General features: G+C 41.7%; 30 protein-coding genes. 23 read left to right on the forward strand and 7 right to left on the reverse strand.

Features of this window, described 5'->3' with window-relative positions:
- Nucleotides 1-49: 49 nt before the first annotated feature.
- The gene (locus tag V6W77_RS07745; RefSeq protein WP_334254290.1) at nt 50-970 is read right to left on the reverse strand and encodes a LysR family transcriptional regulator; all 921 of its coding nucleotides are present in this window, start codon (nt 968-970) and stop codon (nt 50-52) included.
- A gap of 135 nt (nt 971-1,105) precedes the next feature.
- Between V6W77_RS07745 and V6W77_RS07750 the strand changes: the two genes are divergently transcribed.
- The 4 genes from V6W77_RS07750 to V6W77_RS07765 all read left to right on the forward strand — a co-directional run bounded on the left by V6W77_RS07750 (nt 1,106) and on the right by V6W77_RS07765 (nt 4,299).
- Nucleotides 1,106-1,423, forward strand: a complete 318-nt coding sequence (locus V6W77_RS07750; protein ID WP_334254291.1) for a hypothetical protein — start codon at nt 1,106-1,108, stop codon at nt 1,421-1,423.
- Nucleotides 1,408-2,118, forward strand: a complete 711-nt coding sequence (locus tag V6W77_RS07755; protein ID WP_334254292.1) for an MBL fold metallo-hydrolase — start codon at nt 1,408-1,410, stop codon at nt 2,116-2,118. Before V6W77_RS07750 ends, V6W77_RS07755 begins: the two co-directional genes overlap by 16 nt.
- Nucleotides 2,119-2,294: 176 nt before the next feature.
- The gene (locus tag V6W77_RS07760) at nt 2,295-3,284 is read left to right on the forward strand and encodes a zinc-dependent alcohol dehydrogenase family protein (RefSeq protein ID WP_334254293.1); all 990 of its coding nucleotides are present in this window, start codon (nt 2,295-2,297) and stop codon (nt 3,282-3,284) included.
- Between the two features lie 43 nt (nt 3,285-3,327).
- Nucleotides 3,328-4,299, forward strand: coding sequence for a TIGR03571 family LLM class oxidoreductase (locus V6W77_RS07765; protein WP_334254294.1), 972 nt, complete (start codon nt 3,328-3,330; stop codon nt 4,297-4,299).
- Between the two features lie 68 nt (nt 4,300-4,367).
- Here the strand turns inward: V6W77_RS07765 and V6W77_RS07770 are convergent, their stop codons facing one another.
- Nucleotides 4,368-5,249, reverse strand: coding sequence for a LysR family transcriptional regulator (locus V6W77_RS07770; protein ID WP_334254295.1), 882 nt, complete (start codon nt 5,247-5,249; stop codon nt 4,368-4,370).
- Nucleotides 5,250-5,381: 132 nt separating this feature from the next.
- Here V6W77_RS07770 and V6W77_RS07775 point away from each other — a divergent pair, with 132 nt between their 5' ends.
- The 7 genes from V6W77_RS07775 to V6W77_RS07805 all read left to right on the forward strand — a co-directional run bounded on the left by V6W77_RS07775 (nt 5,382) and on the right by V6W77_RS07805 (nt 10,344).
- Nucleotides 5,382-6,050 carry an alpha/beta hydrolase gene (locus tag V6W77_RS07775; protein ID WP_334254296.1) on the forward strand — a complete coding sequence of 223 codons (669 nt, stop codon included), beginning with the start codon at nt 5,382-5,384 and terminating at the stop codon, nt 6,048-6,050.
- Nucleotides 6,051-6,136: 86 nt separating this feature from the next.
- The gene (locus V6W77_RS07780; RefSeq protein ID WP_334254297.1) at nt 6,137-6,385 is read left to right on the forward strand and encodes an alpha/beta hydrolase; all 249 of its coding nucleotides are present in this window, start codon (nt 6,137-6,139) and stop codon (nt 6,383-6,385) included.
- Between the two features lie 50 nt (nt 6,386-6,435).
- On the forward strand, nt 6,436-7,086 hold the full coding sequence (gene nfsB / locus V6W77_RS07785; RefSeq protein ID WP_334254298.1) for an oxygen-insensitive NAD(P)H nitroreductase: 651 nt from the start codon (nt 6,436-6,438) through the stop codon (nt 7,084-7,086).
- A 65-nt stretch (nt 7,087-7,151) separates the two neighbouring features.
- A complete protein-coding gene (locus V6W77_RS07790) occupies nt 7,152-7,880 on the forward strand; it encodes a flavodoxin (RefSeq protein WP_334254299.1) in 729 nt (242 codons plus the stop codon).
- The gene (locus V6W77_RS07795; RefSeq protein WP_334254300.1) at nt 7,880-8,563 is read left to right on the forward strand and encodes a DUF4405 domain-containing protein; all 684 of its coding nucleotides are present in this window, start codon (nt 7,880-7,882) and stop codon (nt 8,561-8,563) included. Before V6W77_RS07790 ends, V6W77_RS07795 begins: the two co-directional genes overlap by 1 nt.
- A gap of 31 nt (nt 8,564-8,594) precedes the next feature.
- Complete coding sequence (locus V6W77_RS07800) at nt 8,595-9,176, forward strand: NAD(P)H-dependent oxidoreductase (protein WP_334254301.1); 582 nt, start codon at nt 8,595-8,597, stop codon at nt 9,174-9,176.
- A gap of 232 nt (nt 9,177-9,408) precedes the next feature.
- Entirely contained in the window at nt 9,409-10,344 is a 936-nt protein-coding gene (locus V6W77_RS07805) for an alpha/beta hydrolase (protein WP_334254302.1), read from the forward strand.
- Nucleotides 10,345-10,413: 69 nt separating this feature from the next.
- Here V6W77_RS07805 and V6W77_RS07810 read toward each other — a convergent pair whose 3' ends face one another.
- Entirely contained in the window at nt 10,414-11,298 is an 885-nt protein-coding gene (locus tag V6W77_RS07810) for a LysR family transcriptional regulator (RefSeq protein ID WP_334254303.1), read from the reverse strand.
- Nucleotides 11,299-11,407: 109 nt separating this feature from the next.
- On the opposite strand from V6W77_RS07810, the gene V6W77_RS07815 reads away from it, so the two are divergent.
- Nucleotides 11,408-12,544: an alpha/beta hydrolase gene (locus V6W77_RS07815; RefSeq protein ID WP_334254304.1), complete on the forward strand. Its 1,137-nt coding sequence runs from the start codon at nt 11,408-11,410 to the stop codon at nt 12,542-12,544.
- A 54-nt stretch (nt 12,545-12,598) separates the two neighbouring features.
- Complete coding sequence (locus V6W77_RS07820; RefSeq protein WP_334254305.1) at nt 12,599-13,048, forward strand: cyclophilin-like fold protein; 450 nt, start codon at nt 12,599-12,601, stop codon at nt 13,046-13,048.
- A gap of 75 nt (nt 13,049-13,123) precedes the next feature.
- Here the strand turns inward: V6W77_RS07820 and V6W77_RS07825 are convergent, their stop codons facing one another.
- The gene (locus V6W77_RS07825; RefSeq protein ID WP_334254306.1) at nt 13,124-13,462 is read right to left on the reverse strand and encodes a winged helix-turn-helix transcriptional regulator; all 339 of its coding nucleotides are present in this window, start codon (nt 13,460-13,462) and stop codon (nt 13,124-13,126) included.
- 114 nt (nt 13,463-13,576) lie between these two features.
- On the opposite strand from V6W77_RS07825, the gene V6W77_RS07830 reads away from it, so the two are divergent.
- The 3 genes from V6W77_RS07830 (at nt 13,577) to V6W77_RS07840 (ending at nt 15,507) form a co-directional block, all read left to right on the forward strand.
- Nucleotides 13,577-14,260 (forward strand): DsbA family oxidoreductase, encoded by a 684-nt coding sequence (locus V6W77_RS07830; RefSeq protein WP_334254307.1) that lies wholly within the window; start codon nt 13,577-13,579, stop codon nt 14,258-14,260.
- A gap of 9 nt (nt 14,261-14,269) precedes the next feature.
- On the forward strand, nt 14,270-14,941 hold the full coding sequence (locus V6W77_RS07835) for an alpha/beta hydrolase (protein WP_334254308.1): 672 nt from the start codon (nt 14,270-14,272) through the stop codon (nt 14,939-14,941).
- 125 nt (nt 14,942-15,066) lie between these two features.
- Complete coding sequence (locus tag V6W77_RS07840; protein WP_334254356.1) at nt 15,067-15,507, forward strand: nuclear transport factor 2 family protein; 441 nt, start codon at nt 15,067-15,069, stop codon at nt 15,505-15,507.
- A 93-nt stretch (nt 15,508-15,600) separates the two neighbouring features.
- On the opposite strand, the gene V6W77_RS07845 is transcribed toward V6W77_RS07840, so the two are convergent.
- Nucleotides 15,601-15,999, reverse strand: a complete 399-nt coding sequence (locus V6W77_RS07845) for a Cd(II)/Pb(II)-responsive transcriptional regulator (RefSeq protein ID WP_012340851.1) — start codon at nt 15,997-15,999, stop codon at nt 15,601-15,603.
- Between the two features lie 71 nt (nt 16,000-16,070).
- Between V6W77_RS07845 and V6W77_RS07850 the strand changes: the two genes are divergently transcribed.
- The 7 genes from V6W77_RS07850 (at nt 16,071) to V6W77_RS07880 (ending at nt 23,540) form a co-directional block, all read left to right on the forward strand.
- Nucleotides 16,071-16,685 (forward strand): cation diffusion facilitator family transporter, encoded by a 615-nt coding sequence (locus V6W77_RS07850; protein ID WP_039195096.1) that lies wholly within the window; start codon nt 16,071-16,073, stop codon nt 16,683-16,685.
- Between the two features lie 175 nt (nt 16,686-16,860).
- Nucleotides 16,861-17,709, forward strand: a complete 849-nt coding sequence (locus V6W77_RS07855) for an MBL fold metallo-hydrolase (protein WP_334254309.1) — start codon at nt 16,861-16,863, stop codon at nt 17,707-17,709.
- Between the two features lie 102 nt (nt 17,710-17,811).
- Entirely contained in the window at nt 17,812-18,435 is a 624-nt protein-coding gene (locus V6W77_RS07860; protein ID WP_334254310.1) for a DsbA family protein, read from the forward strand.
- A gap of 189 nt (nt 18,436-18,624) precedes the next feature.
- Nucleotides 18,625-18,915: a hypothetical protein gene (locus tag V6W77_RS07865; RefSeq protein WP_334254311.1), complete on the forward strand. Its 291-nt coding sequence runs from the start codon at nt 18,625-18,627 to the stop codon at nt 18,913-18,915.
- Between the two features lie 132 nt (nt 18,916-19,047).
- The gene (locus V6W77_RS07870; RefSeq protein ID WP_334254312.1) at nt 19,048-20,019 is read left to right on the forward strand and encodes a hypothetical protein; all 972 of its coding nucleotides are present in this window, start codon (nt 19,048-19,050) and stop codon (nt 20,017-20,019) included.
- Nucleotides 20,020-20,024: 5 nt separating this feature from the next.
- On the forward strand, nt 20,025-22,406 hold the full coding sequence (locus V6W77_RS07875) for an Eco57I restriction-modification methylase domain-containing protein (protein ID WP_334254313.1): 2,382 nt from the start codon (nt 20,025-20,027) through the stop codon (nt 22,404-22,406).
- 186 nt (nt 22,407-22,592) lie between these two features.
- Nucleotides 22,593-23,540 carry an NAD(P)H-dependent flavin oxidoreductase gene (locus tag V6W77_RS07880; protein ID WP_334254314.1) on the forward strand — a complete coding sequence of 316 codons (948 nt, stop codon included), beginning with the start codon at nt 22,593-22,595 and terminating at the stop codon, nt 23,538-23,540.
- A gap of 92 nt (nt 23,541-23,632) precedes the next feature.
- On the opposite strand, the gene V6W77_RS07885 is transcribed toward V6W77_RS07880, so the two are convergent.
- Both V6W77_RS07885 and nrfF read right to left on the reverse strand, forming a co-directional pair.
- Entirely contained in the window at nt 23,633-24,400 is a 768-nt protein-coding gene (locus V6W77_RS07885; RefSeq protein ID WP_334254315.1) for a TPR domain-containing protein, read from the reverse strand.
- 11 nt (nt 24,401-24,411) lie between these two features.
- Nucleotides 24,412-24,843 (reverse strand): heme lyase NrfEFG subunit NrfF, encoded by a 432-nt coding sequence (nrfF, locus tag V6W77_RS07890; RefSeq protein WP_334254316.1) that lies wholly within the window; start codon nt 24,841-24,843, stop codon nt 24,412-24,414.
- Between the last annotated feature and the right edge of the window lie 2 nt (nt 24,844-24,845).

Here is a 24,845-nt window from a genome sequence, read left to right on the forward strand (position 1 = left end):
TAATCAATTTGTATTTCGTTTTTCAAGAATTTTTCAGCCTGTCAGAAAACTAAACCTGCCAAGCCTTCCCCTCTTCCCACTTCTCCACAAAAAAATCCATTACGGCTTGTACGTTGATCGGGCGGTAGGCACTAGGTGGGGTGAGAATGGCGACATAGATCTCTTGGTTGTCGCTGGCAATGGGGGTATCGGGCAAAATCGGCACAAGTTTGCCAGAGCGGATTTCATCACACACCGCCCAGTCGGGCATCATCACAATGCCGTTTCCAGCAACTGCCATTTCAATCAGGCTGTTGCCGTTGTTGCTCACAAAACTCTCTTGTACCTTAATTACCTGCTGGCTTGCCTTTTCTCGCCAACGCAATAAACCCAACTGCCCACGATAAATCAAGCCACGATGGTTTGCTAAATCGGCAATGTGTTGCGGTGTGCCAAATTCGGCTAAATAGTCGGGCGATGCCAGCAGTAAAAAACGCTGTTTGGCGATCACTTTGAGCTTTAAATTGCTGTCGTTCAACGCCGCCACACGGAAAATAATGTCCGCCGTTTCGCTGTAAGGATCAACAAATTGATCGGTTTGGGTCAAGTTGATGATTAACTTTGGATAGCGTTTGGCAAATTCCGCCAAATAAGGGATAACGTGTTTTTTGCCGAATGCAACAGGGGCATTGATCCGAATAATCCCTGATGGCTCTTGGTTGCAGCTATCCAGCTCATCGCTCAAGGCATAAAATTGGCTAACAATGGCGTGGGCGTGAGTGGCAAAAGTTTCACCAGCCTGCGTTAAACTCATCGCACGGGTGCTGCGGTAAAACAGCGTCTGCCCAAAATCGTCTTCTAACTGTTTGATTTGGCGAGAAATGACTGAACTTGCCACATCGTATTGGCGAGCCACTTCGGAAAAATTCTTTTCACGTGCTACCGCAAGGAAAATTTCAAAGGCGTGAATGGTGGTGTTTTTTGCGTTCATTTGTGCTGATTTGGTAAAAGTGCTTTGCGATTGGTGTGATTTTAGCAAATCATTGTTTTATTTAAAATACGCTCATTCCGAGATGATGCAGTTTCATCATCAATTTGATTCACAATTAACTATCGAGTGTATTTTATGAAAAAATTATCAAAAATCAGTTTAGCGTTATTACTCTCAGGTGTCTTTGCAACTTCTGCGGTAATGGCTCATTCCCATTCTCACGCTGTTCATCAACCAAAAGAAAATATCGTGGCACAAAAACGTACCCAAGTGGACGGTTACTACCGTATGATGATTGGCGATTATGAAGTTACCGCACTTTATGATGGCTATCTCTCTATCGGAGCACCTGTTTACCAAGAATTTACCAAACTGACTAAACAAGAGTTAGACGATTTAATTTCAGGTCAATTCCGCCCAATGCTCCCGATGGCGGTGTGCAAACTGCGGTAACTGGTTACTTAATCAACACAGGCAAAAATTTAGTGTTGCTTGATGCAGGTTCAGGCGATGTGTTTGATGATAAAGTAGGTAAATTAACCGACAGCTTGATCAAAGCAGGCTACCGTCCAGAGCAAGTGGATACCATTATTCCAACCCACTTACACTTTGACCATTTCAGTGGCATTACCCGTAACGGCAAAATGGAATTCCCAAATGCCACCGTTTACATCGCTAATCAAGAAAAAGCATTTTGGTTAAACACCCCAATCAAAGATATGCCAGAGCATACCCAAAAATATGCACAATGGACTCGTGATGCCGTTGCCCCTTATGCAGCAGCAGGGAAAGTGAAATACTACAATTTGGGCGATGAAATTATCCCAAACTTTAAATCTGTACCAAGCACAGGACATACACCGGGACATTCTAGCGTAGAAGTGACTTCAAAAGGCGAAAGTTTATTTGTTTGGGGCGATCTATTACACAACCACGCCCTACAATTACCTGAGCCAGAAGTGGCGGCAGAATTTGACGTGGACTCAAATGCAGCTCGTCACAGCCGTGTAGAAATCTTGCCACAATTAGCCGAACGCAAAGTGTGGATCGCAGGGGCTCACTTGCCATTCCCAGGCTTAGGACACCTACGCAAAGAAAGCAAAGGTTTCTCTTGGGTATCTGTTGAATATATCCCATTAGAATACTAATTTTTTTGAACAAAACACCGTTTGTTAAAACAAGCGGTGTTTTATTTTCAGGCAGCCTAAATAAATAATTTATGCAAATTATGCAAAAGCAGTTTTGCGATTTGTGTGGTTTTTCCATAATGAACTATCGGATACACTGATTTCATCTTGAAAATCTTGTGATTAAGGAAAAACAAATGAGCAAACAAATTCAATTTACCCAAACAGGTTCGCCTGATGTGTTACAAATCGTTGATGTAGAAATCCCCACCCCAAAAGCGGACGAAGTGCAAATTCAAATCCACGCCATTGGCTTAAACCGTGCCGAGATGATGTATCGTGAAGGGGCGTATGTGATTGAGCCTGTATTCCCTGCCACAATGGGCTATGAAGGGGCAGGTATCATCACTGCCGTAGGAGAAAACGTCAGCGAATTGGCTGTTGGCGATAAGGTCAGCGTCATTCCGTCCTTTATGTTTACCGAATACGGCACTTATGGCGAAGTCGTCAATATGCCAAAACACGCTGTGGTTAAACACCCTGAAAATTTAACGATGGAACAAGCCGCCGCAAGCTGGATGCAGTTTGTTACCGCTTACGGTGGTTTGATTGAGTTTGGCAAAGTGAAAGCTTGCGATGTTGTCGTACTGGGGGCTGCGACCAGCTCGGTCGGCTTAGCGGCAATTCAAATCGCCAAAATGCAAGGGGCAACCGTGATCGCCCTTTCTCGCACCCACGCCAAAGGCGATGTGCTTTTAAGCAAAGGGGCGGATTTTGTGCTTGCCACAAAAGAAGACGATGTTACCGCTAGACTTCTTGAAATCACGGGCGGCAAAGGCGTGAATATGGTGTTTGACCCTGTGGGCGGAAAAGAAGCCGCAACCATCATCAACGCAATGGCACAAGACGGTCGCTACATCATTTACGGAGCATTAAGCCACGATGACATTGCCGTGCCTGTGTTCCCAATTTTGGGCAAGCATTTAACCGTGCGGGGTTATGAGCTGTTTGAAATCACGACTGTGCCTGAAAAATTAGAAATTGCGAAAAAATTTGTGTTTGATGGCTTGGCAAGCGGTCAATTACGCCCTGAAATTGACAAAATTTTTGCTTTTGATGAAATGGTCAAAGCCCACGAATATATGGCGAGCAACCAGCAGATTGGTAAAATTGTGGTAAAAATCTAAACAAAAGACCGCTTGTAAGCGGTCTTTTGTTAGGAGTGAGAATATGAATGAAGCGTTAAACTATCCGGCGGATTTAAGCCATCACAATGCATTTTCCCGCCTTTTTCAGCAAGGCAAATTGACCTTTGGCTTAATCGCCCCCTTTAAAGGCTATGCCGATAGCCCCTTTCCCGATATTTCGGATTTGGGTGATTTAGCCGAGCTTGCCGATCAACTGGGCTTTTCGGCATTGTGGCTGCGAGATGTGCCGTTTTTTGATCCGCATTTTGGCGATGTGGGGCAAGGGCTAGATCCCTTTGTCGCACTGGGCTATTTGGCAGCACGCACGAAAAACATCGCCCTTGGCACGGCTGGCATTGTTTCGCCCCTGCGTTCGCCAGCCCATATCGCTAAATCTGCGGTGAGTGTGGATCATTTGACGGGCGGACGTTTTATGTTGGGCGTATCGTCCGGCGACAGACCCATCGAATACCCTGCGTTTAACGAAAATTTTGACAACCGTGCCGAGCGTTTTCGGGAGAGTTTTGAGCTAATCCGCACCCTAACCAACCCGCAAACCCACGATTTTCCGCTATTCAAAGGCACACATTACGGCAGTTTAACCGGTGAGATTGACACCTATCCGAAAGTCAAAAATCGTCTGCCGATGGTGGCAATCGGGCGGGCAAGACAAGAAATGGAGTGGCTTGCCAACACGCCCGATGCGTGGATTTGGCACGGTGTGAATCCGAATGATACGGCTAAAATTATCCAAAAACTGACCGCACTTAACCAAGACGGCATTTGGCGACCGTTCGGTTATGCCAATTTTGTCGAATTGCTGGACGACCCAAACGCCCCAGCCCAGCTCTACAACAATATCTATTTGCGTGGCGGATCAAACGGTTTGCGAGCGTTTTGGCAAGAACAGCAAGAACAAGGCTTATCACACGTTACCCTCAATCTCAAACCCACCACACGTCCCGCCGAAGAGGTATTACACGACTTGGCAGAGAATGTGCTGGCGAAGTTATAAAATAGAAACACTTCTTGTGGCAACGCAAGCGGTGTTTTTCTCTCAAAAATCGGCAAAATTTCGGGCGGTTAAACCCTCAAAAAATCCACCAATGCCCTTAACGCCGGTGAAACTTGCCGATGGGGGAAGTAGAGATAATCCGGCGGATAAATCATCGCCCACTCATCTAACACGCTGATTAGCTCGCCGTTATCGAGATATTTCTGCACCAACGCTCGTTCAATCCAGACCAAGCCCAAGCTATCTAGGGCGGATTGAATCATCATCTGCGTATCATTGAAAATCCATTTGCCTTGTACCGATGTCGTCATCGTTTCGCCGGTTTGGGGGGATTTAAATTGCCAATTTAATAGCCCACCGTGAGTGGGTAGGCGAACTCGCACACATTGATGACGGCTCAATTCATCGGGCGTATTCGGCTTGCCGTAACGATGAAAATAGTCCGCCGTCGCCACGCAACACATTCTCTGTTCCTGCGAAATTCTCACCGCAATCACATCTTGATTTAACGTATCGCCACTGCGAATACCGGCATCAAACTTCTCTTTAATAATATCCACAAAGCGAATTTCGCTAATCAGCTCCAACACCACATCGGGATAGTCTGCCTGAAATTGCCGAAATTTATCCCACGCCAGCCATAGCGAATTAGGCGTGCCGTTAATGCGGAGCGTGCCTTGCAAGCGGTCTTTTTGGCTTAATACTTCGCTAATTTTGAGCGAAATCTCGTTAAACAGCGGTGAAATTTGCTGAAAAAGCAGTTGTCCTGTTTCGGTGGTTGCCACTTTTCGGGTGGAACGATGAAACAAGCTCGTGCCAAGTTGCCGTTCTAAATTACTAATACTTTGGCTGACTGCCGAACGAGATACGCCCAACTGTGCCGCCGCTTTGGTAAAATTTTCGGTTTCGGCAACCAGTAAAAAGGTACGGAGATCGTGGTGGTTAAACATTTCATCTCTCTAATTGGTTAGATTTTCTAACCATTGTATGCAGAAATCGACAGCTTATCAAACTAAACTTATTCACTATAATGCTCGTCATCAATGCTCAACAGGGTAAATTTCATCCATTAGGAGGCCAAAATGAAAAGCTCATCATTATTTAAAACCGCTCTTTTTTCTTTAACTGCAATGGCGGCATTAACGCAAACTGCCTTTGCCACCACTGCAACACAAGGTTCGGAAATCGTGAAAATTGAAGCAGGCAAAATCTATTCCGAAGCACACCGCCAATCCATCGGCAAATATATGGAAAAAGTGCGTTACGACAATAATGGCATTGAGATGGTGGCGAATCTCTATTTCCCTGAACATTTTGATAAAAGCAAAAAATACCCAGTGATTGTGGTGGGTCACCCCGGTGGTGGCGTAAAAGAGCAAGCCAGTGGTTTATATGCCAAATTACTTACCGAAAAAGGCTTTATCGCCATTGCGTTTGACGCATCACACCAAGGCGAAAGCGGTGGTTTGCCACGCCATTTGGAAGATCCGGACAAACGCACAGGCGACTATATCGCTACCGTTGATTATTTAACCACCTTGCCTTATGTGGATAGCGACAAAATTGGTATGCTTGGCATTTGTGCCGGTGGTGGCTATTCAACTGCTGCCACCTTGCGTGACCCACGTGTAAAAGCACTCACCACCATCAGTGCTTACCACGTTTCCAACCGTAACTGGGACGGCTCAGCAATTTCAGCCGAAAACAAACGCACTTTCTTGCAAAATGTTGCGGCACACCGCAAGATTTAGCCGAAGCCTACGACTACTATTTAACCGAGCGTGGCTACTTCCCGACAGCACAAAACAAATTCCTCTTCTCGGGTATGGGGAAATTTATGTATGTGGATCGCATTGCCGGCATTGAAGATCTACTGACTCAACCACTCTTGGTAGTTGCAGGTGATGCAGCAGGTTCTCGCTGGCAAAGTGATTTGATTTTTGAGCGTGCAAAATCAGTCAAAGATAAAGAATTTATGCTGATCAAAGGGGCAACCCATATGACGATGTACGACAATCTCGATCACATCAATCAAGCCCTCGATAAAGCCGTGCCTTTTTTCCATAAACATTTGCAAGTGAAATAACACCAAAATGCCGTTTGAATGTGCAAACGGCATCATTACAAGGAAACAAAATGAACGCATTAACCCTTGCCCAGCAACGTTACACCACCAAAGCCTACGACCCGGCCAAGAAAATCCCAGCGGAAACCGTTGAGCGGATAATAGAGATTTTACGTTTAACGCCCTCTTCCACCAATGTTCAGCCGTGGCATTTTGTGCTTGCCGAAAGCGAACAAGCCAAAACCCGCATTGCCAAATCAATGCTTGGCACGGACGATTACAACATTCCCAAAGTGATGAACGCTTCGCATATCATCGTGCTATGCAGTGTGAATGATGTCACGCCCGAACATTTAGAAAAAGTCACCGATTGTGAAGTCGCCGCAGGGCGATACAGCCAAGCTGACCGAAAACGCCTTTCTTCGGCACGCCGTGATTATGTGGCACTTTACCGCTCACAAGGCAAAATCCCGATGTGGGTGGAAAATCAAACCCATATCGCACTCGGGCAGTTGCTTTGGGCAGCGGCGATGGAAGGGGTGGATAGCACCGCTATCGGCGGTTATCAATTTGATGTATTAGACGCAGAACTTGGTTTAGCGGAAAAAGGCTTACACAGCAGCGTGATTGTAACGCTGGGCTATCGAGCCGAAGACGATCCAAACGTCAGCAAACCGAAGGCGAGATTGCCTTTATCGCAGATCTTGACGGTGTTGGCGTAAAGGTGCAGAGATCGTGGTGGTTAAACCTTTCATCTCTCTAATTGGTTAGATTTTCTAACCATTGTATGCAGAAATCGCTACCTTATCAAACCAAACTATGCTTTTATAATGTCGATAATTCAGTCAGATACAGAGGAAATCGAATCAAAATGGACAAACTATTCAAGGCGTTGAGCCTCTCTTTGCTGTTTATCAGCCCCGCAATGGCGGAAAACAAGCCGTTAATTCTCTATTTTTCGCAACCGCAAACGGTGGATAAAGATAACAATCCGGTTAAAGCGGAAACGATTGATGCTCACTCGGGGGCGAGCATGATTTTGAAAAATAACGCCTTGCTGGGTTCAAACGAATATCTTGCCACACTGATTCAGGCTCACACCCAAGGCGATTTGGTGCGGATTGAAACGGTTGAGCCTTACAGCACCGATCATAAAACTTTGCTAGATCAGGGGCAGGAAGAACAGCGTAAAAACCACAAGCCTATGCTGAAAACGCAGATCGATGTCAGCGGTTACGATACCGTGTTTGTTAGCTACCCGATTTGGTGGTATAAGCTCCCGATGGCGATGCAACGATTTTTTGAGGAACAGGATTTCAGTGGCAAACGGCTGATTTTAGTTGCCGGACACGGAGCAAGTCGATTTAGTGGCACCACCCAAGTCATTCAAAAATTACAGCCGAAAGCAACGGTGATCGAAGGGTTTGAACAGAATATGTGGGATTTAACCCAAGCGGACGACAAACTCGAACAGCGTTTAAGCGAACGTTTGATTGAACTCGGTTTTGCAAAATAATGGGGAAAAAACACCGCTTGCGACTCGCCCAAGATCTGATTTTAACCGCGATTTTGACCGCACTTTTCGGCTATCATTTGTGGGAAGAGCCGATTCACGAATGGCTGGGGCTGGCTTTTCTGACCCTGATTGGCTCGCACACGGGGCTGAATTTCTGGTGGTTTAACACGCTGTTTAAACGCAAACCACACGGCATACAAGCGGTCAAAATTGGGGTGAATTTTGCGACTTTTGCCCTGTTTCTCACCGCTTGTTGCACCGGTATTTTGCTTTCTAAGCATATTTTTGACGGCTTCTTTTTCCACTCCACAGCGGAAAACGTCCGTAAATTGCATATGCTTTCAACCCACTGGTTGCAAATCGTGGTCGGCATCCATTTGGGGCTACATTGGCAAGCGATTGGCACGATGCTGGCGAATGGGTTGCGGTTAGATTTGGACGAAAAACACGCCAAAATTGCCGCCAAAATCCTGTTGCCGATGCTTTGGTCAATCCTCACGCTGTATGGCATTTATGCCTTTGTACAACGAGATTTGTTGCCCTATCTGCTCAACCAAGTCAATTTCGCCTTTTTCCAGTTCGGCGAGGAGAAGGGGCGGTTTTACTTTGATTTTTTCGCCATTCTGATTGCGGTGGCGTATATCACCAGAATTGCCCTGTGGGTGATCTTTTTTCGAAAATAGACGGGAATTTCCCTCAAATAAGGAACAGAAAATGAAAAACATCTTAATCATCAACGGACACCAACCTTACGATTTTTCCAAAGGCGAGCTGACCCAATCGCTGATTGACGTGGCAACCCACGCCTTGCAACGCAAGGGCTTGACCGTCAAACAGAGCCGAGTCACCGCCTACGACATCAATGAGGAACTGGAAAAATGGCAGTGGGCGGATGCAGTGATTTTCCAATTTCCGTCTAACTGGATGATGATGCCGTGGTCGGCAAAAAAATATATGGACGATGTGTTTACCGCCGGAATGGGTGGGATTTTATGCCTGTATGACGGCAGAAGTGCGGAAAACCCAACCGCCAATTACGGCACAGGCGGAAAAATGCACGGCAAAAAATATCTGCTTTCCGCCACTTTTAATGCCCCAAAACAAGCCTTTGATAATCCTGATGAATATTTATTTCAAGGCAAAAATTTGGATGACCTATTCTTCCCTATGCATTGCAATTTCCGCTTTTTTGCTATGGAACAACTGCCGACCTTCGCCTGTTTTGACGTGGTCAAAAATCCTCAAATTGAGCAGGATTTAAAGGCATTTGAACAGCATATTTTGGCGAATTTCTAACGAAAAATGACCGCTTGTAGAGAATACAAGCGGTGTTTTTTCGTCAAAAATCTGCAAATTTTCAGACAGCCAAAGTGCGGTGCAATTTTGCAAAATTTTACGCAAAATCCACCGCTTGTTTTTGCTTTTATCCTTCCATTTTCAGAAATCATCTTCCCATAAATCGCTATTCTTTGTTGAATTTTAAAAATCTATAATAGGCTCATTCCAATCAAACAGTAGAGAAACTTTTATGAAAACGATCCTAAAATCCACCGCACTTGCGTTAGCGTTGTCCTTATCTTTTGGCTCGATGGCGAGTGCTGAGACCGCTTCCCTGCCGAAAACAGTGGTAGAACAGCCTGCCATTCAAACCATCAAAACCCTTGACGGTTTAAATTTGCATTTACAAAAGGATATGCCAAACACCAAGCCGAAAGCGGTGGTGGTGATTTCGCACGGGTTGGCGAGCCATTCGGGTGTGTTTGGCGAGTTTGCCAAAACGATGAACCAAAATGACATTGCCGTGTATCGCTTTGACCACCGTGGGCACGGCAAATCGGACGGGCGAGATTCCATTCACATCAACAGCTATTTTGAAATGGTGGAAGATTTACGCCTCGTGGTCGAAAAAGCCAAACAAGAAAACCCGAACACGCCGGTGTTTGTGTTGGGCCATTCGATGGGCGGACACATCACCGCACTTTTCGGCACAAAATACCCGCAAGGGGCGGACGGCTTTATTTTGGCGGCGGGCGTGTTGCGGTATAACCAGATGAATTTCGGCTATCTGCCACGCCCCGAGCCGGCAGGGAGCTTTGTTAATGGCTTTGAGGCGGCTCACAAAACCCTGAATTTACCGATGCCGGATATGGGGGCAGGGCTGTCGCTGCCGAACGATCCGCTGATGTTGGAGAAATTTTCCGTCTCTTTCCCGAACAGTTTTAAAGAGGGCGTGCAATATCTGAAAGACAATGACGATAAATTTGTCGCCCCTGTGCTGTTAGTCAGTGGCGATGCGGATCTGTACGTTGTACCGAAAGATGCCATCGACTTTTATAATGAAACCAATTCGGTAGATAAAAGCCTACGACTGTACCCGAATATCGGGCATATGTTAATGCTCGACAGCAACGGCAAACTGATTACCCAAGATATTGTGAATTGGATTGGGGAGCGGGTGAAATAAGAGATATTAGATAATTGAGTACACCGTTTAATTTCAAAATTAAGCGGTGTTTTTTTTGAAAATTTATTCCTAAACTCTCAAACTCTCCACCACCACCTTCAATGCAGGCGAGATATTGCGGTGCGGATAGTACAAATACAACGCAGGCAAACTTGGACAATAAGCAGGCAACACAACAACCAATTTGCCACTCGCCAATTCATCGGCAATAATTTCTTGCGGTAAATACGCTAAGCCCAAACCGTGCAAACAAGCCGTTTTGACCGCTTCATCGTCATCAAACAGCCAACGGCAAGGCGGTGTTTGGGTAAACGGTTTGCCATTAAAAATCAGCTCCCATTCGTATAATTTGCCATTGCTCATCACATAGCCGATCCCTTGGTGATGTACCAGCTCGTCAGGCGTTTTGATTAAACCAAATTGCTTGATGTAGCTTGGACTTGCCACGATTGTCATCGCCAAAGGCTCGCTGATTTTTACCGCTATCATCATCTCTCCCACATCATCACCCAGTCGCACGCCAGCGTCAAATCCTTCGGTGACAATGTCCACAAAGCGATTGTTGGCGGACAAATGCACGGTAATATCAGGATATTGCGTTTGAAAATGAGCCAGTTTGGGAATCAGCGTATTTTGCACCACTTGTAAGCCTGCACTGATTTTTACTGTGCCACTTGGGGCGTTACGATAATGGGCAAGGTGGGTCAATTCGCTATCAAGTTGAGCAAAACTTTTTTGAGCGGTGGCAAACAGCTTTTCGCCTGCGTGAGTAAGCGACACAGTACGAGTGGTACGGTTAAACAGTTGTAAGCCCAAGCGACTTTCTAGCAATTTAATGGTTTTGGACAAGGCTTGGGGCGAAACACCGAGTTTGTCGGACGCACGGGCAAAGTTTTTTTCTTGGGCGACCAATAAAAAAGCGTACAAATCATTGTAATTTTGGCGGTATGGCATAGGCTTATTATCAACTTAAAATTGATAGTTTAGCAAATTTTTTGCATATTATCATCTGATAAATGGGCTTGTATAATACGCACATATTTTCAACAACCAAAGAGATTTTATGAAAATCAAAACCTTAACTTCCGCTCTTTTATTAAGCACCGCACTTTTGGGAGCAAATGCTATGGCAAACACCATTCCAACTTCGGCAACACAAATTACCGTTCCTGCTCAAAATATTCAACTCACCCAAGAATGGGACAAAATTTTCCCAAAATCAACCAAAGTTGAACACCGCAAAGTTACCTTTAAAAACCGCTTTGGCATTACTTTGGTGGGCGATTTGTACATTCCCAAAAACGCCAAAGGCAAGTTACCTGCCATTACCGTTTCAGGACCTTTTGGGGCGGTAAAAGAACAAACATCAGGGCTTTATGCACAAACAATGGCGGAGCGGGGCTTTGTTACGCTTGCTTTTGACGGTTCGTACACAGGCGAGAGTTCAGGCTTGCCACGCAATATGCCAAGCCCAGAAATCAACAGCGAAGATTTTTCAGCCAGCATTGATTATTTGAGCAGTTTGGAAATTGTGGACAAAGACAAAATCGGCATTTTTGGCATTTGTGGTTGGGGCGGATTTGCCTTAAATGCAGCAAGTAGCGACCCGCGTGCCAAAGCGGTGGCGACTTCCACAATGTACGATATGACCCGTGTGGTTGCCGAAGGTTATGCCATCAATATGCACCCCAACGCACAAGGCACTTACGACCGCACTGCACCACAAACAGCGGACGCACGCCACAAAATGCGTCAGGCAATGGCAAATGCCCGTACCAATGCTTCGCAAAACGGCTATGCCGATTTACAGCCTGCCAACAATTTGCGTGCCAAAGACTTTACCGCCGATACGCCTTTGTTTGTTAAAGAATATTCCGACTTTTACACCACAAAGCGTGGCTTTCACCCACGAGCGGTCAATTCTAGTCCTGACGGTTCTTGGGCGACCACAGCGATGATTGGAATGCTTAATATGCCAATTTTAAAATACGCCGATGAAATGCGTACGCCAACTTTAATCGTACACGGCGAAAAAGCCCACAGCCGTTATTTTAGCGAAGGTGCGTTTGAAGCGATTGGCTCATCAAACAAAGAATTGTACATCGTACCAAACGCCACGCACGTTGATTTGTACGATAACCAAGCAGGCAAAATTCCCTTTGATAAATTTGAACAATTTTTTAAAGCGAATTTAAAATAACGCCCAAGCCGTCCAAAACTTTATTTTTGGACGGCATTACTATTAGGAAACACGATGAAAGCATTATGGATATTGGCAATTTTTGCTTTGTTTTTAACCGCTTGCCACGCCCAAACGCCAACCCAACCGCCAAAACAGGAACACGCAATGCACTCGTCCGTCATTTCTTTAAGCATTAACAATCAAGTATTTGATTTACAATTAGAAAATAACCAAACCGCCCAAAGTTTTGCCAATCTGTTACCGCTGGATTTGACAATGAGCGACCATTTAAAGAATGAAAAATACGCCACTTTGCCAAACGCTTTGCCTACCAACGACAAAACCGCAGGACAAATCCACGCAGGTGATGTAATGCTTTATCAAGGCGATACGGTTGTGATTTTTTATGAAAGTTTTCACAGCAATTATCGCTACACCAAAATCGGACGAATCAACAATGCCGATGCACTCAAACAAACACTTGGGCGTGGCGATGTGGTGGTGAAATGGAATGCAAAATAAAAAATGCCGTTTGCAAAAAAAATGTAAGCGGTGTTTTTTTATTGGCAAAATAATTTTCAGACCGCCTGAAAATCCCTAACGATAAATTTCACCCCATTCACACAAAGCGTCCAAAATCGGTATCAACGACAAGCCTTTATCCGACAAACTGTATTCCACTTTGGGCGGAATTTGCGGATATTCGGTGCGAATGACCAAGCCGTCATTTTCCAGTTCTTTTAAGGATTGGCTTAATGTTTTGACCGAGATTTTGCCGATTTTGCGTTGCAGTTCATTAAATCGCATATTGGGCGGATTACGGTGTAACCAAAACAAAATCACCATTTTGTATTTTCCGCCAATCAGCGACAAAGCATAGCCAAAACCTGTTTCGTCAAGCGACTCTATATTTTGATAATTGGGGGCGTTCAGCATTTTACACTTTCCTTTGGGTTAGTATATTACGACAAGTATCGTACTGTTTTTTTAAATCATACACCATTATAATAGACACACTTTCTTTTTTAAACCCTAAATCGGAGTATTTTTATGAACATTCAAATCTGGTCAGATTATGCCTGCCCTTATTGCTACATTGGCAAACGCCATTTGGAACAAGCCCTTGCCCAATTTACCCACGCTGATAAAGTGGAAATTGAGTTTAAGGCATTTGAACTTTATCCCAATGCAGGCAAAACGGCGGTCAATACCACCCAAGAACGCATTGAGAAAAAATACGCCAAAAGCCCACAAGGGGCGTTGGAGATGATTGCCCACATTGAAAAAATGGGCGAGCGGGCAGGTTTAACAATGAATTATGCAGGCGTGAAAAATACCAATACTTTTGACGCTCATCGTCTCTACCATTGGGCAAAAAGTTTGGGCAAGGGCGATGAGATGAACGAACGCTTAATGCGTGCCTATTTTAGCGATAATTTAGAGCTTGCCAATCACGACAATTTAGCAAAATTTGCCCAAGATGTCGGCTTAAATGGCGATGAAGCCAAACAAATGCTGGCAAGCAATGACTTTATCCAAGCGGTCAAAGACGATTTAAATCAAGCCCATCAGATTGGCGTGCAAGGCGTACCGTTTTTTGTGTTTGACGGCAAAACGGCTACTTCTGGAGCAATGCCTGTGAGCAGTCTTTTGGGGCTGTTAAACCAAGTTTATGACGACAATCAAGCGGACAATCTGACTGGGGCAAGCTGTGGCATTGACGGCTGTGAGTAAGGGGCAACAATGGCAATCACAGAATTGACACCGTCCGCCCAGCCCATTGTTTTGGGTCATCAAAACGCCCCCAAAGTTTTGATTTTGATACACGGATTAACCCTTTCAGGCAGGCAGTTTGTGCCGATTGGCGAGTTTTTGCTCGCTCATTTGGGGCAAGAGTGGCAAGTGATTTTACCCACCGCCCCCATTCAAAAGGTAACTTGGCTGGGCGGTCAAATGGCAAGTGCTTGGTTTGATTTGCCTGTGGGGAGATTTGACAAAAACCAAGACGAAACAGGACTAAACCAAGCCAAAACCTATATTCACAGTTTGATTGATGAATTGGTACAGATTGGCGTTAATCCTAAAAACATCGTGTTGGGCGGATTTTCGCAAGGCGGTGCGTTGGCATTGCTGTCCGCTTTGACTTATCCTGCACGGCTTGGCGGTGCGGTGTGTCTATCTGGCTATTTGCCAATGGCGGATAAACTTGGTAATGCTCTTCAACGAGCAGATAAATCCCCCATACTGCTGGCACACGGCACGCACGATGAGCCGATAGACATTAGCCTTGCCAAAAATGCGGATTTGATGTTGCAAAATAATGGTTTTACTGTGAATTTTAACACTTATCCGATTGGACATAGCATTGATGAAAGAGAGCTTTTTGATGTGGCAGATTGGTTAAAACAGCTTTAATAACAATACCGTTTGAGAAATTCAAGCGGTGTTTTTGTTTTTTAACTCATTAAAAAATACACCTTGAAATGTGGGTATCTTCCCCCAATATTTTAAAAAGTTTTTTGACAAATATGGAGCAAATGATGAGCTTTAACCCCCAAACCGAACGAGTCGCCCTAAAAGAGTTGGTGGACACTTTTTCCAATTTGGCGGACGAGAAAAAAGTCGCCGAACAAATGGCGTTATTTACCAAAGAAGCAATCGTACAAACTTTTATCGGTGGAAAATTGGTATTTGATATGGCGGGTGTTGCTCAAATTGAGCAAACTTTTAGCGATTTTTTGGCGGGCTTTCACACCGTTTATCACATTAATGGGCAACACACCGTGTCTTTTGTTGATGAAAATAATGCCACAGCGATTAACTATTGTGCGGTTAAATTGGTGGAAAGCAAAGACGGCAAAGAAATCCTACACGACCACAGCATTCGCTATAATGACACTTATGTCAAAGAAAATGGCAAGTGGCTGATTAAACACCGCATTGCCAATTTTATGATTAGTGAAACCAGAGTGATTGGGTAATTTGGGACACCGCTTAATTTAAAAATTAGGCGGTGTTTTTTTATTGAAATTTTGCAAAATCAACTTTCAGGCGGCAGCCTGAAAAATATTCCGCTATTCTTTTTCTTTAATACCTTGAATAATCTGACACTTATCAACCGTTTTATTTTCACAACCCACAAATTGCATTAAAAAAGTTTTAACTTGTTGTAATTCTGTGATTTGTTCGTCCAAATATGCCAAATGTTGCTCGGCAAGTGCATTGATTTCATTGCATTGTTTGTTAGGCGTTTGTTGTAATTGCAACAGCGTTTTGATGTTACTTAAAGAAAAACCGATATTACGGCAAGTTTTAATAAAGCGTAATTGTTCTAACTGATTTTCATCAAACACACGATAGCCATTTTGTTGATGTGTAGGGGCGATTAAGCCTTGTTTTTCATAATAACGAATGGTTTCCAAATGTACGCCTGTTTGTTCACTGGCTTGTTTTATTTTAAAAAATTTTGACATTTTGGCTTGACCCTGTAATGACTACGGAGTTTATAGTATAGCAAATTTCATCTTAAAACAGGAGCAAAAAAATGGCGTGCCAAAATTGTTGTGGTTCAAATCAGCCCATTCATCAATCGCCCAAGTACAAAAAAGCCTTGTGGATTGTCTTGATATTAAATTTATCAATGTTTTTTGTGGAAATTGTGATGGGGGTTAAATCGGGTTCAACTTCGCTGTTGTCGGACAGTTTGGATTTCTTGGGCGACAGTGCCAATTATTTGATAAGTTTGATTGTTTTGCCAATGGCGTTAAGTTACCGAGCCAAAGCATCTATGGTTAAGGGGCTAACGATGGGCGGTTTTGGTTTATTTATTTTAATGACGACCATTTATCGTGTGTTTTATGGGGAAATGCCCAGTTATTCTGAAATGAGCATTGTGGGATTTTTGGCGTTATTGGTCAATGTGTCGGCATTGTTGATATTATTAAAATTTCGTGATGGCGACAGCAATGTCCGCAGTGTGTGGGTGTGTTCCCGAAACGATGCGATTGGTAATGTGGCGGTAATTTTAGCGGGTATGGCAGTTTATTTTTTTCAATCAAAATATCCTGATTTAATTGTGGCGTTTGTTTTGGCATTTTTGGCATTACAAGCCAGTCAAGAAATCATCAAAAGGGCTTGGGCGGAATTAAAAGTCAGTTAATTTAAAACACCGTTTGGATTAATGTTCAAGCGGTGTTTTTTATTTTAATAATCATTTAAAATCAACATCTTAAAATTTATTTTCATACTTACTTTTTTGTAAGTACTTCCAAATATAAATTAAGGGCGTATAATGCACCACATCAAATCAATCTTTTAACCTTTTGGAATTTTTTATGAAAAAATTATTACTTGCCACACTTTTGCTGAGTGCCAATTTTGCCCACGCCCTAGAAATCAAAACCTATTCTGCCGATGAAAAAAGCTTTTCGGTGCAGTCCACTTTGGTGCTTGGCGAAAAAGAAGCAGTCTTGATTGACGCTGGTTTTACCCGTGCTGATGCCTTGCGTATTGCGGGCAATATTTTGGACAGCCAAAAAGAATTGACCACGATTTTGGTAAGCAATGCCGACCCTGATTATTATTTTGGCGTGGCAACCTTAAAAGAAATTTTCCCCAATGCCAAAGTGGTAACAACCCCTGCCGTATTGGAAAAAATCAACGCCAAAGTAGAAGGCAAAGTCAATTATTGGTCGCCAAAAATGGGGAATAATGCCCCAAAAGCGGTGGTATTGCCTGAAAAATTGGACAGCAATACGCTGACTTTGGACGGACAAAACATTGAAATTCGTGGCACGACAGGCATTTTGGCACATCGCCCTTATGTGTGGATTCCGTCTTTAAAAACCATTACAGGCAATGTGTCGGTGTTTGGCAATATGCACCTTTGGATGGCGGATGCACAAACGCCAGCCGAACGCCAAGCGTGGATTGCCCAACTTGACGAAATGGCAAGCCTTAAGCCCAAAGTTGTGATTGCAGGACACGCCACACCCAATACCAAAATGACCGTTGATTTATTAAAAGCCAATAAAGCCTATTTGAAAAAATATGAACAAGTTTTGGCAAGCAGTCAAAATAGCGGACAAGTCGTTGCCAAAATGAAAGTTGCTTATCCAAAATATCAAGCGTTGGGTAATTTGGAATTGGGAGCAAAAGTGAATAAAGGCGAAATGAAGTGGTAAAAAGTTGAAATTAAACTTTTTAAATTGATTTATCCAAAATCATTACCCAAGTTTTTGGCTTGGGTAATTTTTTTTAAACGAGATTTTATTAAAAGAGACCATATGAAATTTATCTATTTATTTGACCCTTTATGCGGTTTTTGTTATGCGTCATCAAAGGGCATTGCCAATCTTGCCAAAACGCACGAAGTTGATGGTTATGCCACAGGATTATTTGCCAATACAGGCAAAATGATGGACGAGCAGTTTGCCAATTATGCGTGGGCAAATGATATGAAAATCAGTCAGATGACAGGTTTGCCATTTAGTGAAAACTACCGTCAATTATTATTAAAGGGCGGTGAATTTAATTCTTTTGCTTTAACGGTTGCTTGCGTGTTATTGAAAAATCACAAACCCAATGAATTATTACCCGTATTTTCAGAGTTACAAAAACTGCGTTATGTGGACGGTTTGGATACCAGCGATATTACTGTGGTAAAAAATGGTTTAATCGCTCTTGGACAAAACAACATTGCCAATCAATTAAATAACGATGAAAGTAAAAATTTGGCAAATGACTTTATTAGGCAAGGGCAATTATTGGCAAGTCAATTTGGCGTGCGTGGCGTACCCAGTTTAATTGCCGAAATCAACGGCAAATTTATTCAAATACCCAGCCAATTTTTATATCAAGATACGGATAATGTGGCGGATAATATTGAACAGTTTTTAAAGGGTTTTTAATAAAAAACATCGCTTGCAGAAATAAAAGCGGTGTTTTTTATTGGCAAAATAAACTTTCAGGCTGCCTGAAAATCCATTTTCTTAATTTTTATCTTTCCATTTTTAAAAATCAACTTCCCATTTTTAACCATTCAATTATCAATAATAAAATTCTATAATATCCCATACTTTTGAATGAGAGAACCCAAAATGACCGATTACCTTGACAATTCAACCAAAAAAATCAAACTCGCCCTGCAACTCGTCTCCCCTGTGGTGGTGGGGACGGCTCACGATGTGGCGGATTTTATGGAAGAATGGTTTAATGCTGGGGCGACAGACGGCTTTTCGCTTGCCCCTGACAGCCAAATGGGCGTGCGTGAATTTGTGGAAAAAGTCGTGCCGATTTTGCAAGAGCGGGGGATTTATCATACCGATTATGAAGGCGATACGCTAAGGGAGCATTTGGGCGTGCCATATCAGTATGGGTTAAAAGGTTAAGGGAAAGGAAAACACCGCTTGGGGAAAGGTAAGCGGTGTTTTTGTTTCGTGGGTAGTTTGAAAGGTGGATTTTTAGGCTTAAAAATGTTAAAATTTTGAAATTTTTTTCAAATACCGTTGAGTGATGCACTTATGCAAACCTTTGATTTAACTACAAATAAGCTCATTTCTAATTTTAAGAATCGCACCTTTAATAATGAATCTGATGTGCAAATTCAATTTTATACTGCGATTGTCAATCCAATCATTTCAAACCTGAACCAAAATTCTACGGTTAATTATTCTTTTAATAACGAACATCGTTTTTTACAAGGCGGTAGGGCTGACGCAGTATTTGAAAATTTGGCTTTTGAAATTAAAAAATTAGGTTATTTTGATACCCCAAAAGGTATTAATGAAGCCTTGTTTGGTAGAAATGATAAAGATAATGGTCTTTACGAATATATTTTTGAATTAGCCAATATTGAAAAAACAGATAGTGATGAAATAAAAATTAAAAAAATTACCCATCAAGTTGGCATTGGTTTTGATGGCAAACAGTTTATTTTTGCTCGTTTTGCCACTTCTCACAACAATCAAATTATTAAAATACAAAAAGGAAGTCTTGCCAATCAAGAGTTTAATTTACCCTTAAATTTTACCTATGAAATTTTTGATATAGAGTCTGGCATTGAACGCTTAAAAATTCTCATTCGCCAAAGAGAAAAGTTGGCTTTAAGTAAAGAAACTTTATTACAATTTATCAATCCAAGTCAGCCAAATATTCGTAATGGTGTTAATACAATTTATAAAAGTTTAATGAGTAACTTTGATAGTACCAATCCCAGCAATCGTGTGATTACTTTGTATAATGAATGGGATAGGGTTTTTGGTGTTCTGTACGGCGAAGAAAATGAGCAAACTGATTTTACAGACTATATTAAACCCTTAAAAGATTTGTATCAAATTGATGATAGCCAATATCCCAATTTGGATATGAAAAAATATTTGTTTTCATTGCAAACCTATTTTAATATTTTAATCAAATTACTCATTAATAACTTTTTAAAACAGTTAATTAATCCAGAATTTGAAATGCAGTCAGCATTAAAAAATCTGTTTTAAAAGACTTGTTTGAAGGAAAAGACGAAAAACAACAAAATATTATTGCTAACTTTTTTGAAATTCATTTTTATGAATGGTTTGTTTATACTGAAAAATTTGACATATCCGTTATTCAGTATGCAATTGAAATCATTAATAATTTTGAAATGTCGTCATTTCAATTAAAACCTGAAACAATGCAAGATATTTTGCAAGAAGTTTATATGGGTTTAATTCCCAAAGAAATGCGTCATTTGATGGGTGAGTATTTTACGCCTGATTGGGCAGTAGAATTTGTATTGTCCAATGTAGATTATAATGGCAATATTGATGAACGAATTTGCGACCCAACTTGTGGTAGCGGTGCATTTTTATTACAAAGTATTAAAAAGATTGCAGAACAAAACCCTTTAAGTGATTTAAATGGTTTAAATAAAATTACCAGTAATGTGGTGGGATTTGATATTAATCCAATTTCTGCAATTTCCGCCAAAGCCAATTATATTTTGGCATTATTGTCTAATTTTAAAGGAAATAAAGACGATTTGATTAATCAATCCATTCATATTCCTATTTATATTAGCGATTCTGTTTTAACACCTGTTGTTTATTCTGAACAAAATCAAAATAAATTAGTCATAAAAACACATTTGGGTGAATTTGTTTTGCCTAAATTTAATTGTCAAAAAACCGCCAATCAATTTTTGGATATTTTGGGCGAAAATGTATTGCGAGCAGACATATCAGGCTTTGGCACAGCAAAAAACTTATTTCAATCAATATTGACAAATCAATTGGGGTTAACTTGTGAAAATGATTTGGCAATTTCTTTGGTATTATTTGAACAACTTTGCGAATTGCATTCGGCAGGAAAAAATTCATTTTGGGGTAAAATTTTTAAAAATAGTTTTGCTCCAATTATGATTAATCAAAAATTTGATTATGTGGTTGGTAATCCGCCTTGGATTAGTTGGAAATCTATGAGCAAAACTTATCGTGAAGGCACGCTAGATGTTTGGCAAAGTTATGGCATTTTTGAAAAAAGTGCTTATGATAAAAAAACAACCCACGATGATTTTGCAATGGCAGTAACTTATGTGGCTGTGGATTATTATCTTAAAGACAATGGAAAATTGGGGTTTTTATTGCCTGCGTCCTTTATCAAATCATCAAAAGGTGGACAAGGATTTAGAAAATTTAAGATTGTAAGAAATGGGCAAGATGTGCCATTTTCTGTATATCGTTTAGATGATTTTTCAGAGATTGAACTATTTACCATTAATACAATGGCGATATTTATGCAAAAAAATATTGCAATGCAATATCCAATGAAAAATTATCATCAATGGCAATATTTAACAAGAAAAATTAAATTTGACAGTCATCAAAAGTGGCATAATGTTAAACAGGTATTGGGACATAAAAAATTAACCGCTTTTCCTGTTTCTAATAATGACATTCAGTCATCTTGGATAACATTAGATGAGCATTATCTTGAATTAAGTAAGAGAATTTTAATGCCAAATAACCAAAAGCCAAATTATAAGGGCAGAAAAGGCATTGAACCTGCGGGGGCAAAAGGGGTGTATATTTTGGAAAAACCCATTAATCAAAATGGCAAAGCCAAAATTACCAATGATATTAGCAGGCAACGCAGAAAAGATATTTTGGATAAGGGGTCGCATACTGGTATTGTTGAACCTGATTTGATTTATCCGATGCTTGGTGGTCGTAATATACAGCGTTGGCGAGTGATGAGCCACGAGTATATGCTCGTGCCACATACCGCTCAACATAAATATGGCATTCCTGAAATTGAATTAATGCAAGATTATCCATTAACTCATAAATGGCTTGAATTTTATAGAAAAGAATTATTTGATAGCCGAGTTCAAAATGGTAAGTTTTTTGACCCAGAAAAAAATCCATTTTACCGCTTGGATAATGTAGGGGAATATACTTATAGCCCTTACAAAGTATTATGGAAAGAACAAACAGGCAGTATGTCAGCAGTGGTTGTTGGAAATGCCCAAGAAAGCCTTATGGATTATGATATTGGTTTATTGGGTAAAGATAAAATCATTGTTACTGACTCAAAAGTGTTATTTTTGGCATTGGATAATGAATGGGAAGCCTATTATATTGGTGGTATTTTAAATGCCCCGACCATTCGTCATATTATTGACAGTTATGCGGTTAGTACCAATCGGGGTACAGAAGTTTTGGATTATTTAAATATCCCAAAATTTAATAAAACCATAAAACTTCATAATGATATTGCCCAGTTATCAAAAACCATTCATCAATATTGCAAAAATTTAACCACAACAAATGATTGGCATAAAGATAAAACATTATTGACATATGAAAAAGAGTTAGATGTTTTAATTATTTCATTATTTGAATGATGGTATCAACACCGTTTGCAGGAATGTAAGCGGTGTTTTTTATTGGAATTTTGAAAAATCATTTTCAGGCTGCCTGAAAACCTATCTTTCCATTTCTAAAAACCAACTTTCCAAAAATCGCCATTCCATTGCCAATTCTAAAATTTTATAATACCCCCATTTCATTTATTTTAAAGAGAAAATTTTATGAACCGCATTAGCCAAATCCTAAACATCAAACACCCCATTGTCCAAGCCCCAATGTCGTGGCTGACGGACGCTCATCTGGTGGCGAGCGTGGCGGACGCAGGCGGACTGGGCTTTTTAGCCCCACACGCAGGGCAAACGACCAACCCTACTTCCAACGAGGAAGTTTTAGAGCGTATGCGTAACGAAATCCGCAAGGTCAAAGCCTTGACCGATAAGTCTTTTGGCGTGCCATTTATGTTGTCGTACGATTTTTCGCTGATTCCTTTAATGGTGGATTTGTTGATTGAAGAAGGCGTGCCTGTGGTGCTGGACAATGGCTGGCTTGACCCCGAGATTTACGCCAAACTTAAAAACGCTGGCATTAAAATCATCTGCCGTTTGCCCAATCCCAATTTGGCGGACGCACTCAAAGCCCAAGAATTAGGGGCGGATATTTTGGTGCTGACGGGCTTTGATGAAGGCGGCACATTGCCAATGAAAGAAGTGGGCAGTTTTAGCGTTTTGGCGGAATTTGTCGGTAAAGTGGATTTGCCGATTATGCTGGCTGGTGGTATTGCTGATAGAAAAGCGGTTCAGGCTGCCTTAACTTTGGGGGCGGAGGGCGTATGGATTGGTACGGCATTTATCGCCACAACTGAATGCCGAAGCCATCAAAAAGTCAAAGAATGGATTGTCAATTCAACAGCTAATGATTTGTTATTGTTCCGCACCGAGCCGTATTATTACCGCTCTTTGCCAACCGAACTGGCGAGAAAATGCTTTGAAATGAGCGAAAACGGGGCAACCCGTGCTGACATCACCAAGGTGATGAACGCTGGCACAGGAATGCGTCTGGGTATGCTGGAAGGCGATTTTGACAATGGCTATGTGTCGGTGGGCAATGGCATTTCACAAATCCACAAAATCAAAAGTGTGAAAGAATTGATTCATGAGTTGATGGGTTAAATTGGCAAAATCCAACACCGTTTAAATGAACATTTGAGCGGTGTTTTTCGCTCGTAGTTTGCAACATACCCTAGAAACAATACCACTTACACTTATTTCTCCTGTTGCCCTTCCAACATCTGCCTTGCCATTTCCATACTTTGAATAATCGCTCGGCGGTTAATCGCATCATTGTTGCTATCTAGCACTTTCCGCCAGTAATCAAGTGCTTGTTGGTAGTCATTATTTAGAAAGCCATCCGAAGCCCGCAGTAATAAACTAGCACTTTCATTTTTATCTAAACTCAAGGCTTCATCAATAATTGCATTAATTTCTACGGTCATTTTCTGTCCGTTATCGTAATAACGGGCAGTGGCAATTGCCCCTAAAATAGCGGCTTTTTTACCAAGTAGTTTTTGAGCATTGTCGTAGCAAACTAAGGCGGAGTCGAAGTCATTGCTTAACACATAAGCCTGCCCTAATTCATACCACAGGTCTCCACTATTGGGATTTTCTCTTAGCTGATTTTGTAGACTGATAATGTAGCGTTCATTTTTTGATGTGCCGTGCTGCTCGCTTACTTGTTGCTGAAAATCTTTGTGGACTTTCAAGCCTTCTTGTACAACTTGATAACGCCCTGAGAAGGCATAGTAAGCAGTTCCTAACAATAAAATTGCGATAAGTGAAAGCATTGCCATTTTAGCAAGCGGTCGATTTTTAACGTTATTTTGCAACTCATTTTTTTCAAATTGAGCCTTCTCAAATTGGTAACGCTGCTCTGCCTCACGCTCATATTCTTGCTTCACATCATCTGCAAAATGTTGAGCAAATTTGACCGCCTGTTGATAATTTTCTCTGCTTAATTGATCACGGGTTTCCATTGAATTTACTCTTATTTGGTTCTATTTTTTCGAGTTCGCCATAAAATCGCAATAAACAATAAGCCGAACAATCCAACCGGTAAGCCCCAGAGCACCCACGTTTGTGGTGTAAGCGGTGGCTGGTAATTCACAAAATTGCCGAAACGTTCAGTCATAATGCGGATAATTTCCTCATTACTTTTGCCTTCATTTACCATTTCGTACACTTCAATCCGCAAGTTATAGGCGGCAGTTGCGTTTGATTCCACCAAATTTTGGTTTTGGCACTGTAGGCAACGTAAAGAGCGAGCAAGTGAAATCGCCCTTACTCGGTCTGATTCGTTTTTGAATTGAAAAGTATCTACCATATCCGCTTGGGCGGTATTAATGCCAATACTCATCGTAAATACAAGCGGTAAAATTTTGGCAATTTTTTGCAAAAGTGAAAATAGGTTAGTTATCATTC

Origin of the sequence: Mannheimia indoligenes, assembly GCF_036880405.1 — a bacterium.
GTDB classification, from domain to species: Bacteria; Pseudomonadota; Gammaproteobacteria; order Enterobacterales; family Pasteurellaceae; genus Mannheimia; species Mannheimia indoligenes.